A 12349-nucleotide genomic window follows, 5' to 3' on the forward strand; every position below is an offset into this window, starting at 1 on the left:
TTACTCATCATTGAATCGGCTTCACCGGTAGAAACCGTAAAACGTTATCGTAATCAGCTGGGACAACTGCTTGAACATTCGCCCTATTGCGAGCGTGATATACGTCCGCCACATGAGCTTGTTACCGATTCATCGCGAGGAGAATTTTTGATGAAGATCAAGAAGCAGGGATACCTTCATCAGTATATATATGATTACAGTCCGCTGGACCTGGTAGGGTGGGATGGATTTCTATGGCCGTACGCTTTTTCTATTCACGATTTCGAACCCATCACAGGTCGCGTACATCAGCCACCTCCGGTACATCAAACATTCCAGGCGCATAACTTTGTGATCTGCTCTTTTGTGCCACGCCTTTTTGATTATCACCCATTGGCTATACCAGCTCCGTATAACCATAGCAACATCGATTCAGATGAAGTGCTATACTATGCCGAAGGGAATTTTATGAGTCGCAGAGGAATTGAACGCGGTTCGTTTACCCTTCATCCCGGAGGATTACCGCATGGCCCGCATCCCGGCACTGTTGAAAAGAGTATAGGCGCAAAAGAGACGCACGAACTGGCGGTGATGATCGATACATTTCACCCCCTATATCTCTCAACGGATGCGCTGGAGTTTGTAGACAAGAATTACCCGATGAGTTGGACAGACGATAGCGCGGGAGGTTATCACGAGGTAAATACTCCCTGAAACTTAACTGAAATATACCCTGCTATACCTGGTTTTTAGCTTTTTTAACCCAAATATTACCACCGTGTTGTATTACTGTTAATAGCCGGTATAACAATTGAACATCCGGTATCTGATTTACGTTATTTGTATTGTCAAACAACCACTACATGTATGACAACCACTAATCAAAAAAATCAGATCCTCGAGTCACTGAACTCGCTCGATCAGGTACAAACAGAGAAAGTGTTGGAGTATATACAAGGGCTCCGCTATACTTCTCTCGATGAAGCCTCTTATCAGAAATTTAAACGCGAAGCGCTGAAGGAAATTCGCCAGGCGCTCGGTAAAGGCCGCAAGCTCAGACCGTCTTTCTAAAGACAGTATAGCAAGCCGGTTTTAGTATCCAACCGCGTTTGGATGGTTCCTTCTTTCGGTTGATGTGGCTCCCACATCGAACATAATCTTATACTCTCTGCAGTAAGCTGGTAATCGTTATCTGTTGCAAAAAAACAGCAGTCTTAATTATACTTTACATAGTTCTCCCACTTATCCAGTACATCTACAAAGTCTTGCGGGAGATCAGAATCAAACTGTAAGAACTGTTTTGTTGCCGGGTGTATAAATCCCAATGTTTTAGCATGCAGAGCCTGCCGGGGAATTATCTGAAAACAATTCTCAACAAACTGTTTATACTTCGAGAAGGATGTTCCTTTCAGAATTTCATTGCCACCATACATCGCATCGTTAAACAATGGATGCCCCAGGTATTTCATGTGTGCCCGTATCTGGTGGGTGCGTCCTGTTTCCAGTTTACACTCAATCAATGAAACATAGCGCAGGTCGCGCAACAGGTTATAGTGTGTAACTGCATGCCGGCCCATATCGCCATTGGGAAATGCAGTAGTAACGCGCCTGTCTCTCAAACTACGCCCTACATGTATATTAATCGTTCCTGACGGAGGCTCTGGTATACCCCACACCAATGCGTTATAGGTACGCTCGATGGTGTGATCAAAGAATTGCTTGGCCAATCCGCTCAGACTAATTTCATCTTTCGCTATCACCAGCAAACCGGAAGTATCTTTATCAATGCGATGCACAAGTCCCGGTCTTCCTTCATTGCCTTGCATCTGCGGCAGATTCTGAAAGTGATAAGCCAGTGCATTTACCACGGTGCCGCTCCAGTTCTGATAGGCCGGATGTACTACCATGCCTGCAGGCTTGTTAATCACCAATAGATGTTCATCTTCAAAGACTATATTCAGTGGTATATTTTCAGGAATAATATCCGTATCGCGCGGAGGCTCGGGTAAAGAAACCGTAATGATATCGTTGGGGTGAATTTTATAATTAGGCTTGATTGCCTTATCATTCACTTTCACAAACCCGTCATGTATACCCGTCTGTATCTTGGTACGTGTAACGTTGGGCAGGCGATCCATCAAAAATTTATCGATACGAAGCAGGCTTTGTTTAGGATCCGCTACAATGCGATGGTGCTCGAACAATTCATCATCGTCATCGGGGAGTATATCTGCGTCACGCATGGGCGCTCTTCTGTTTTTTTCGTTTGAAATGATATTCGTTGAGGATAGCGGCTTCATTCAGAATGTGACGCAACGTTTCTTCATTTTCCTCCAGTTCTGCTACGCTGTGAAAGGTAATGGATCTTACGTGCTTACGTCCTCTGGCTTCCAGCAGACCTTCTTCGTTGGAAAGTTCGTTGCCTCTCGCGAAGCCTATATCTATACCTTCTCCTACCGGATTAAAGTAACACAACGGTCCGTAAAAGTAGAAGTAAGGAATCTTATTGCTGATCTTTTGCTGTACGTGTGCACCCAGGTCCATAACCCATGCGCGGAAGATCGTCATGATCTCACGATGCGGATCTCTTGCTTCTGCTATAAAGTGCGATACAGTCATAATACAAAAATACGTTCCTTTTTACTTACATCCTGCATCTCTACACGATTTGCTATAAAGCGTGTTTACGTGAACATATCCGAAACCGGGCCTGACTTGTGTTGTGATTATAAAAAATACTACCTGAATAAAGACAGGTGAGTGACGAGTTTCTTGCTCTTGCATCTAATGAAGCACAGGTACTCTCTTAAAAAAATTTGAGGCGATATCTGAAAAACTTATACCACAGGAGAACCAAGATTTACAGATTGATGTTCTCCCCAAACACCGTCTCATCGCTCTATGGTTTTTGCTGACGATATACGGAAGACGATACTGAAGCTTGCTGAAGAGCGGGGTTCAGAAAAAACGTTTGAACCATCCGATGTGGCCAGAGCGATAGACCAGCAGAACTGGCACTCATTGATAGACCAGGTTGAATTGGTAGCCAGCACCCTGATCCGGGAAGGAAAAATAATCGCGATGCAGAGCAAAGGTCCTGTGCAATTCAGAAAAAATAAGCGCGCGTAGTCACCCACTTTCATTCTCCCTTTAATAATTTTTTTACGATTTAATAACACGTCTGCTTTTGCGCTCTTGAAGCAAAATAGAAATTTTACTTCCTGAAAAGCTGTGGAGCAGGAGCGAGACGATAGCGTATATAGGGCTCAAAATGTAGCATCAGCCACAGATGCCACAATACATGTTGCAACGCAACAACAGAAGCCTGTGAGAAAATTCTTTCAACGAAAAAGAATCTTTACTTCCATTATACTCTTTCTCTCGGCAGGCATCGCCATCTTTCTGTTGGGTAAATATACCGAGTACAGATCCTATCATGTTACCTTCCAGGAGAAGCACACCTTGCCGGGGCAGCAAACTATATTCACCCTGTCAGACGGTTCTATTGTTGAGCTCCACAATGAAGCGACACTCCGCTATCCGGAAGAGTTTAAGGGATTCAGGCGCGAGGTATATCTGCAAGGCGAAGCAACTTTTGAAATAGAAAGGGATTCGTTACGCCCCTTTACCATTCACACCCATGAGTTTCGTACTACAGGCATCGGCACTTCGCTGAACATAAAAACCACCGCAGATATTATTACCGTTAGCGTGGCGAAAGGAATAGCGCACGTGGAGGCGGGAGATAACATGCAGATTGTTCTGCCCAAAGAAAAGATCAGCTATTCGCGCATTACCAAAAAAATGATCAAGGCCAATGTTGATACTACACACGAATTTGCTTCGCGCTAGTGTAGCTGATCAGGTCGGTGTGTTTAATAAAAAATATAACGTGAACTCAGCACCTTCCATAACCTTACCGTGAGCCGTTACAAAACCAGAGTGGTTTGTCATAATTCGTTTTACAATAGCCAGCCCTATACCTTTTCCTTCATACACTGATTCCTGTGGGTGCAGCCGTTGAAAGAGATTAAACATTTTATCGGAAAACTCATTATCGAAGCCTATACCATTATCGCGTATAATGATTTTAGTATACCGTACATTATCATACTTGATCTTGAATTTCTCATTCATCTCAGCCGGTGTAGCATCCTGTGTAATAATAAAAATAACCGGAGCTATACCATCCCGCGAAAACTTCAATGAGTTATCCAGCAGAGCGTGAAAGAGAAGCTGCAACTGCTCCCTATAGCCGGGTATAGTGGGTAACTTTAAATCAATGGATAGTTTGGCATCTTTCGCTGCAAACTGTTCCTCCAATTGTTTCTGCACATCTTCCAGCACTTCCTTCAGGGACACTGGTTGCATGACTTCTTTTATACCCACCAGCTTGGTAACATTTATCAGGTCTTCTACCAACCCCTGCATGCGAGTGGATGCGTGCTGCAACCTACCCACTACACGCTGCGCATCTGCCGGCATTTGATTGGCATACTTTACACTGAGCATGTCGCTGAATGTAAGAATTTTTCGCAACGGCTCCTGCAGATCGTGCGATGCAGCAAAGGTGATCTGCTCTAACTCCGAATTAGTCTGATCGAGTTCTGTTATCTTTTGCTCAAGATCGCGCTGATAACGGAATCTCCTCGACAACTCGCGAATGATTAGTAGAAATGTAATAATGAAAATGATAAACGAGAAAGTAAAGATCACCACTGAATAATTAGATGAAGATGTTTCATACGAATCCATCACTTTACGCCTGATCGCCAACAACCGCTGTTCTTCTTTTTCCATATCTTGAAGTATAACAGCACATTCTTCCATTGCCTCTCGCCCTTCCTTCAGTCGCCTTACAAAAATTTTGCGATCTGCCCTGTAAAGTAAAAAGCCATCATCCAGTATATCCAGTCTCTTGGCAATTACATAATTCAGATTGTATAGATTTTTTTGCTGGCGCGTGTTATCTTTTGTTAGTTGCACCACGCGCTTGAAAGATGTTTTTACATCATCGATCATGGCCTTATAGGGCTTAAGAAATATACTGTCTTCTGTGAGTAAATATCCCCGCTGGCTACTCTCAACTTCCTTAAAATAATTCTCCAGATTTTTTAATTCACGAAGTGTTTCATGAGTATGTTCAACCCATGTGATGGAGTAATTATACCGCACCATGCGTGTATAAAAATTAAAAGCTATCCCGAGCAGAATTACCAGCGAAATAATAAAGGCAGCATAGGTTATTGCTACATACTTTCTCATAGAATAGATTAATTTCTACAGGCTGTGCAAATATTTCCACAATATTCCACTGAGTGCACAAATCTTCAACTTTGAAATTTGATCCAAATATTTGATATTCAGTGTATTGAAATTTATCAACCGACCTTCTACAGTTTGGTTTTAGGGTTGCTTAGTATATCTTATTCAAACCAAAACCATTAGCTATGTTACGTCAGAATCTTACGCAAAAGCAGCAGCTAAAAATAAATCCGCAGCAGCTTCAAATGCTTGAACTTTTCCATCTGACAAGCCTTCAACTTGAACAACGAATAAAAAACGAATTAGAAGAAAATCCAATCATAGAGGAAAAGGAAAATTCTGAAGAGATTGAAACGACCAATAGCAAAGAGGAAGTGCAGGAGTTTCAAGACTGGGATGAATACGGCTATGATGATATACCTGATTATAAAACTGAAAACAAACAATACTATCAGCAGGAAGATATGCCCGACAAACCTATAGTGGCGGGCCGCGACTTCAAAGTTGATCTTGCGGAACAACTCTCTGCAGTAAAGCTTTCGGAGATGCACGATTCGTTTGCACAGTTTATCATTGGCAATCTGAATGAGAAAGGATTTCTGGAAACTCCGCTGGAAACATTAGCAGAAGATTTCTCTCTCAAAACCATGCAATGGATAGAAGGCGAAGAAGCTGAAAAGATACTGCATGTAATACAACAGTGCGAGCCGGCAGGTGTAGGCGCACGCGAAATACGCGAGTGTATGATGCTTCAACTAAAGCGTATGAACACAAAACGTCCGGATGTAAAAGCTGCTATTATTATACTGGAACGTTATTATGAAGATCTGAAAGCAAGAAACTTTGAAAAGATCGAGAATGCCTTACAGATAGACGAAGAAGAATTAAGAATGGTGCTTGAGATGATGGGTACACTCAATCTCAATCCTATAGGAAGTACAGAAGAAAAAAGTACGGCCGATACCATCATTCCTGATTTTGTTATTACACATCGTGACGATGGTATGGAAGTAAGACTGGCCAATCAACGTTCTGCCAATCTTGTTATAAGCAACCGTATGAAGGCCATGGTAAAGGAGGCAGAGAAAGGTAAGGATACCCGCACATTTCAATACCTGAAGAGTAAATTAAACTCTGCCGAGTGGTTTGTGAATGCTATCCGCCAGCGTGAAACTACCATGCTCAACGTGATTAATGCTATTGTTCAATATCAGTTTGATTATTTTCAGGATGGCGATAAATCCCAACTGCGGCCAATGATTTTGAAAAATATAGCAGAAATGGCGGGCGTAGATATCTCCACTGTTTCGCGTATTACCTGCAACAAGTACGTGCAGACACCCTTTGGAACGATTTTATTAAAGAGTTTATTCAGCGAAGGAATTGAGAATAAAAGCGGAGCGATAATCAGCAATAAAGTGATCCAAAAAGAAATTGAAGAAGTTATCAAGTGCGAAGACAAGAAGTCGCCCTATTCTGATCAGCAACTTGCTTCACTGCTGGCTACCCGCGGATTTAATATAGCACGAAGAACCGTTACCAAGTACCGCGAGCACCTTCAAATACCCGTTGCACAGATGCGAGCTTTCTGGGCTTAATTTTTTTAAGTAATTATATAGAAGTATAGAGATAGCAATATGGCCGAAAAAATTCTAATTATTGATGACGATAAGGACATGTGCCTTGTTCTTAAGCGCTTTCTCACCAAGCATGGCTTTGAAGCTATAGAAGCAAACAGCGGCAAAAAAGCTTTGGAGATACTGGAAGGTATAAACCCCGATTTAATTCTCTGCGACTTTAAACTGGAAGATATGGATGGCACCACCATCCTGAAAAATATAAAAGAGAAACTTCCGGCAGTTCCTGTTATCATCATTACCGGCTATAGCAATATTAAAACTGCCGTGGAAGTAATGCGGCTCGGGGCCATCGACTATGTAACGAAACCACTGTTGCCCGATGAAATTCTTGTTACTATTAAACGCGCTTTAAAAGAACCACAGCCGATAGTAACACAACCGGCAACACCAGCAGAAAACTCGTACGATAAAGCTGCTGTGTCCAAAAAGAATGAGGTAAACCAAACCTATATTTTCGGTAATAGTCCCGACTTTAAAAATATACTTAACCAGATAGACCTGGTTGGTCCAACCAACTATAGCGTTATCATCTATGGCGAAAGCGGCAGTGGTAAAGAAGCTATAGCACAGGAAATTCATAAACGAAGCAAGCGTGCCGATAAACCTTTTATCGCTATAGATTGTGGTGCATTGTCAAAAGAACTTGCCGGTAGTGAATTGTTCGGTCACGAAAAGGGATCGTTTACCGGAGCAGTAGGCCAGAAGATTGGAAGCTTTGAACTCGCCAATGGAGGAACTATATTATTGGATGAGATTGCCAATCTTCCTTACGATGTGCAGGTATCATTGCTGCGCGTTACTCAGGAAAGAAAAATGAGACGCGTTGGTGGAACAAAAGATATAGACCTTGATGTGCGTATTATTGTTGCCAGTAACGAAAAACTTTGGGATGCTGCCCGCAACGGCAAATTTCGAGAAGATCTATACCATCGCTTTAACGAATTTCAGATCAACGTACCACCACTGCGCGAACGCAAAAACGATGTGATGATCTTTGCACGTCACTTCCTGAACATCACCAACCAGGAGTTGAGCAAGGATGTAAAAGGATTTACTCCCGAAGTGGAAACGATCTTTCAGAATTATGTATGGCATGGCAATTTGCGCGAATTAAAAAATGTTATCAAGCGCGCCACACTGCTTACCGATGGCGATCTAATCGATGTTAAAAGTATTCCTTTCGAAGTTTCTAATTATACCAAGTTGCAATTTGATGCCGGTGCAGAGCAGCCATCATCCGCTATACCATCATCGTATGGAATGGATTCTTCCGGCTTGCCGGCAGCACCATCGTATACCCGTCCCGTTATAAAAGAAACAGGGTTGAAAGGAGCCGGTATAGATGCTGAATATGAAATTATACTCGAAGCACTGAAGCGGGTAAATTTCAACAAAAGCAAGGCTGCCAAACTTTTAAAGATCGATCGTAAAACGCTCTATAATAAAATCAAGCAATACAAGGAACTTAACAACATCGAGTTCCAGCAGGAAGTATGAGTGATTACACGGACTACTTGAGGATGTTGTTCGACTCCGGTGAGAACCGGGATACTTTTGAAGAAAAAATAGCAGAGCTCTTTCCCGCCATCATTTATGTTTTCGATGTTGAAAAGAAGCGACTGAAATTTATCAATAAAAGAGTATCCGATTTTCTGGGGTTCACTTATGATGACTTCCGTGAAGGTAACCTGGATACACTCATTTTCAAAGACGATCTTGAGCTCGTTCAAAAAGAGCTTGAAAAATTTTATACTCTCCCCAACAGCGATTCATATAGCTATAACTGCCGGCTTAATCACAAGCTTGGTCACTGGCGTTACTTCCGCACCATGGGCTCTGTGCTGCGCAGAAAAGAAGATGGCAATGCTGCATCACTGCTTTTTATAGCACAGGATATTACCGAACAACTGAAGAGTGAAGAAGAAATAAAAGCTATACAAGAACTTTTCGATGAAACCGAAGAGCTTCTTCAACTCGGAAGCTGGAGTTATGATATAGCGAAAAAAAAGATTCACTGGACTAATGGTCTATACCGGCTATTCGAATTTGAACGAGCCGAATTACCCATCATAACGCGCGAATTTTATATAGAGTTGGTAACGGCAGAAGATCGCGCGGGCCTTGAAGCTGTTATTAAAACTGCCTATGAAAACCGAACAGGCTTTGAATATGAATATGAAGTAATTACCAAAAATAAAAACCGGAAGATCGTTTCGACCAAAGCAAAAGTAGTGACCGATGCGAGTGGTATACCAGCTAAACTGGTAGGTATGACGCGCGATGTTACACCTTTCAGAAATTTTGAGCGCGATCGCGAACGAAGTATACGCGAACTGAATCGCTCCAACCGCGAGCTGGAAGAGTTTGCCTATGTTGCATCGCATGACTTGCAGGAACCCCTGCGAAAAATTTCAACTTTCAGTGAGCGATTAAAAGCCAAGTTCGCGCAAGAGCTTGGCAAAGAAGGTGCACTATACCTGGAACGTATACTTGCTTCTACCGAGAACATGCGCATTTTAATTGATAACCTGCTGGAGTTCTCGCGCACTACCCGCAGCTCGCGTGCGTTTGAAAAAGTAGATATCAATTCGATTATTGCAATGGTAAAGATGGACCTGGAATTGAAGATCGAAGAAAATAACGCGCAGGTGATTGTTAGATCGCTCCCGAAAATTGAAGCGGTGCCTTCGGAGATGAAGCAGTTGTTCAACAATCTTCTTTCCAACGCTATCAAGTTCAGGAAGCCATTGATTGATCCGGTTATCGAGATCAGGAGTGAAAAAATCAACAAACAGGAAAAAGAAAAATTTCACCTTCCGGCCGACAAGGAATTTGAGAAGATATATATCAAAGACAACGGTATTGGTTTTGAAGAAGAGTATGAAGAACGGATCTTCCAGATATTTCAACGGTTACATGGTAAAGCAGAGTATCCTGGCTCGGGCATCGGACTGGCCATCTGTAAAAAAATTGTAGATAATCATGGTGGTGTAATGTATGCACAAGGTAAATTAGAAACAGGGGCTACGTTTGTTGTTATACTCCCCGAGAAACAAGACTGAAATCCATGTCACAAAACGCACAGGTTACACGCATACTGATTGTTGATGATGATGAAGATGATTTCATCATTACCAGCGACTATATAAAAAGCATTGAGGGGAGCGACTTTACTATTGAATGGTGCTCTACCTACTCGCAGGCCATTGAAGAGATAAGATCATCTGCATACGATCTATACCTGGTAGACTACAGATTGGGTGCCAAGACTGGTCTTGATTTGTTGAAGGAAGCTGTGCGCATGAATTGCGAGCAGCCCATTATACTTCTTACCGGTAAAGGAAATAAAGCGGTTGACCAGGAAGCGATGCAGATTGGGGCAATGGATTACCTGATCAAATCCGAGCTCAATACCGAAAAGCTGGAGCGGAGTATCCGATACTCATTAGAACGCTCTGCTTCACTAAAAGCACTGCGCGCCAATGAAAGAAAGTATCGCAGTATATTTGAACGATCAAAAGATGCGGTATTTATTACCGATGAAGCACTGCGTTTCAAAAATGTTAACAGCGCCACGGCAGAATTGCTGGGCTATACTTCTGACGAACTTTCTTTACTCTCGCTATACGAACTGGTTACAGAAGGTAGAGATGCAATGTTTCAGGGCCTTGAACGATCTGGCGAGATTGATGATGCCGAAATTGTGTTGATCAACAAACAAGGCGAAAAAAAATATTGTATACTCTCCGCCACAAAAGAAACTGATGATACAGGTGCAATATATGTGCAAGGTATCATTCACGATATAACTAATCTGAAACGTGCAGAGAAAGCAGCCTTGCAAGCCGAAAAGCTGGCTGCAACGGGAAGGCTGGTGCGCACACTGGCGCATGAAGTGCGAAACCCGCTGAACAATATTCAAATGTCGGTTGAACAACTTATACCGGTGAACCAATCATCGGAAGATGCTTTGTTCCTGGAAATTATTCAGCGCAACTGCAAACGCATCAACGATCTTATTACAGAATTACTTAACTCTGCCCGGCCATCGGAGATGGCATTCAAAAAAACTGCCATTCAGGTTACGCTTGATGAAAGTATAAGTGCTGCCCTTGATAGAATTACATTGCAACACATCAACATGCATGTGCGCTATCCCGAAGATCCGTGCTATATACAGGCCGACACAGATAAATTGAAAGTTGCCTTTCTCAATATCATTATCAATGCGGTAGAAGCCATGAAAGACATACAGGGAGAATTGCTCGTTGCCGTTAAACCGGGCAGATCGATACATACCGTAGAGATCACCGACAATGGCTGTGGTATATCTACCGAAAATATATCCAAACTGTTTGAGCCCTACTTTACCTCCAAGCGAAACGGCATGGGCCTTGGGCTTGCTGCCACACTAAATATACTCCAGGCGCACAAAGCTCACATCGATGTAAAATCAAAAGAAAACTTCGGCACAACGTTCCTGATTTCTTTTCCGGCTGTTGGTTGATCTATAGCTCAGCCGAAATGCTTCGATCATGACGCGCACGTTAGTACATCCTTCTGCGTAAACTATATCTATACTACAATTACTTTTCCAGAGTATCATGGATATCATCTCCCGTATGCTCCGGATGGTTTACTATATTTCGTTGTTCGTCTTCGTTAACGCGCGGTTGCTTTTCCCATCCTTCACTGTTGGCAGGTTGCTCCGGCTGTTGCGATGATTGTAGGGCCTCTGTTTTTTCTTCCTGCGCAATATCTTTCTTTACATATCGCTCTGGCTGATCCGGGCGACTCCGTTGCTGTTTTCTCTTTTTTACCTGGTGTCGTTTACCTTTCACTTGCTTTTCCATAATGAAACCATTTCCTGAAAAGTAAAAAATAGAGTGCCTGCTCAAGTGAAACGTATTCGCAAGGATGTTTATCGGCAGTGGCGTATATTCTACAGATTACTACACTGCGAAAGCTGTTGATGAACTATACCAACAGAAATGAATGTTTATATTTGAGTAATGATATACAAGCCGATGAAAGATTTTATACTGGTTGCGGAAGATGATGCGGACGATCGCTATCTGATGCAAACCGCCTTTGATGAAAAAGGATACAAAGACAAGATTGAATTTGTAGAGAATGGCATAGAGTTGATCAAGTTTCTCGAATCAGTAAACAATGCTCAATATCCCGGGTTTATTCTGCTTGATCTGAATATGCCGAAGAAAGACGGACGCGAAGTACTGAAGGAGATAAAGCAACATCCTGTTTTTAAAAAGATACCGGTCATTGTATTTACCACTACCAAGAATGAGGCCGAAATAAAACGCTGTTATGAACTTGGTGCCAATACCTATATTGTTAAACCCACCAGTTTTGAATCGTTGCTAAAAGTTGTGCAGGAAATACGCAATTACTGGTTTCACGTTGCAGCTATACCACTGTAGAGTTATCTATATACTTTCACTGTA

At 42.4% G+C, this 12349-nt stretch carries 13 protein-coding genes; 9 read left to right on the forward strand and 4 right to left on the reverse strand.

Annotation, left to right across the window (positions count from 1 at the left end):
* Together VIN08_RS11795 and VIN08_RS11800 are read left to right on the forward strand one after the other, a co-directional pair.
* On the forward strand, nt 1–693 hold a 693-nt coding region (locus tag VIN08_RS11795), incomplete at its 5' end, for a homogentisate 1,2-dioxygenase (RefSeq protein WP_331964927.1).
* A gap of 153 nt (nt 694–846) precedes the next feature.
* Nucleotides 847–1050: a hypothetical protein gene (locus VIN08_RS11800; RefSeq protein WP_331964930.1), complete on the forward strand. Its 204-nt coding sequence runs from the start codon at nt 847–849 to the stop codon at nt 1048–1050.
* 143 nt (nt 1051–1193) lie between these two features.
* On the opposite strand, the gene VIN08_RS11805 is transcribed toward VIN08_RS11800, so the two are convergent.
* Together VIN08_RS11805 and VIN08_RS11810 are read right to left on the reverse strand one after the other, a co-directional pair.
* Nucleotides 1194–2222: an RluA family pseudouridine synthase gene (locus VIN08_RS11805; protein ID WP_331964932.1), complete on the reverse strand. Its 1029-nt coding sequence runs from the start codon at nt 2220–2222 to the stop codon at nt 1194–1196.
* Nucleotides 2215–2598 carry a DUF1801 domain-containing protein gene (locus tag VIN08_RS11810; protein ID WP_331964935.1) on the reverse strand — a complete coding sequence of 128 codons (384 nt, stop codon included), beginning with the start codon at nt 2596–2598 and terminating at the stop codon, nt 2215–2217. The genes VIN08_RS11805 and VIN08_RS11810 overlap by 8 nt, the downstream gene beginning before the upstream one ends.
* 282 nt (nt 2599–2880) lie before the next feature.
* Here VIN08_RS11810 and VIN08_RS11815 point away from each other — a divergent pair, with 282 nt between their 5' ends.
* Nucleotides 2881–3108: a DUF3253 domain-containing protein gene (locus tag VIN08_RS11815; RefSeq protein WP_331964938.1), complete on the forward strand. Its 228-nt coding sequence runs from the start codon at nt 2881–2883 to the stop codon at nt 3106–3108.
* Between the two features lie 198 nt (nt 3109–3306).
* Entirely contained in the window at nt 3307–3831 is a 525-nt protein-coding gene (locus tag VIN08_RS11820; RefSeq protein ID WP_331964941.1) for a FecR family protein, read from the forward strand.
* A 9-nt stretch (nt 3832–3840) separates the two neighbouring features.
* On the opposite strand, the gene VIN08_RS11825 is transcribed toward VIN08_RS11820, so the two are convergent.
* The gene (locus VIN08_RS11825) at nt 3841–5244 is read right to left on the reverse strand and encodes a sensor histidine kinase (protein WP_331964944.1); all 1404 of its coding nucleotides are present in this window, start codon (nt 5242–5244) and stop codon (nt 3841–3843) included.
* Between the two features lie 185 nt (nt 5245–5429).
* On the opposite strand from VIN08_RS11825, the gene rpoN reads away from it, so the two are divergent.
* The 4 genes from rpoN to VIN08_RS11845 are packed head-to-tail and all read left to right on the forward strand — an operon-like array spanning nt 5430 to nt 11391.
* The gene (gene rpoN / locus VIN08_RS11830; RefSeq protein WP_331964947.1) at nt 5430–6842 is read left to right on the forward strand and encodes an RNA polymerase factor sigma-54; all 1413 of its coding nucleotides are present in this window, start codon (nt 5430–5432) and stop codon (nt 6840–6842) included.
* Between the two features lie 39 nt (nt 6843–6881).
* Complete coding sequence (locus VIN08_RS11835; RefSeq protein WP_331964949.1) at nt 6882–8381, forward strand: sigma-54 dependent transcriptional regulator; 1500 nt, start codon at nt 6882–6884, stop codon at nt 8379–8381.
* Nucleotides 8378–9946, forward strand: a complete 1569-nt coding sequence (locus VIN08_RS11840) for a sensor histidine kinase (RefSeq protein ID WP_331964951.1) — start codon at nt 8378–8380, stop codon at nt 9944–9946. The genes VIN08_RS11835 and VIN08_RS11840 overlap by 4 nt, the downstream gene beginning before the upstream one ends.
* Nucleotides 9947–9951: 5 nt before the next feature.
* Entirely contained in the window at nt 9952–11391 is a 1440-nt protein-coding gene (locus VIN08_RS11845) for a PAS domain S-box protein (RefSeq protein ID WP_331964954.1), read from the forward strand.
* Between the two features lie 79 nt (nt 11392–11470).
* On the opposite strand, the gene VIN08_RS11850 is transcribed toward VIN08_RS11845, so the two are convergent.
* Complete coding sequence (locus tag VIN08_RS11850) at nt 11471–11737, reverse strand: hypothetical protein (RefSeq protein WP_331964956.1); 267 nt, start codon at nt 11735–11737, stop codon at nt 11471–11473.
* 174 nt (nt 11738–11911) lie between these two features.
* Here VIN08_RS11850 and VIN08_RS11855 point away from each other — a divergent pair, with 174 nt between their 5' ends.
* The gene (locus VIN08_RS11855) at nt 11912–12325 is read left to right on the forward strand and encodes a response regulator (protein ID WP_331964958.1); all 414 of its coding nucleotides are present in this window, start codon (nt 11912–11914) and stop codon (nt 12323–12325) included.
* Nucleotides 12326–12349: the final 24 nt, after the last annotated feature.

The sequence above is a fragment of the Ohtaekwangia sp. genome, assembly GCF_036568665.1.
In the GTDB taxonomy this organism is placed as follows: Bacteria; Bacteroidota; Bacteroidia; order Cytophagales; family Cyclobacteriaceae; genus Ohtaekwangia.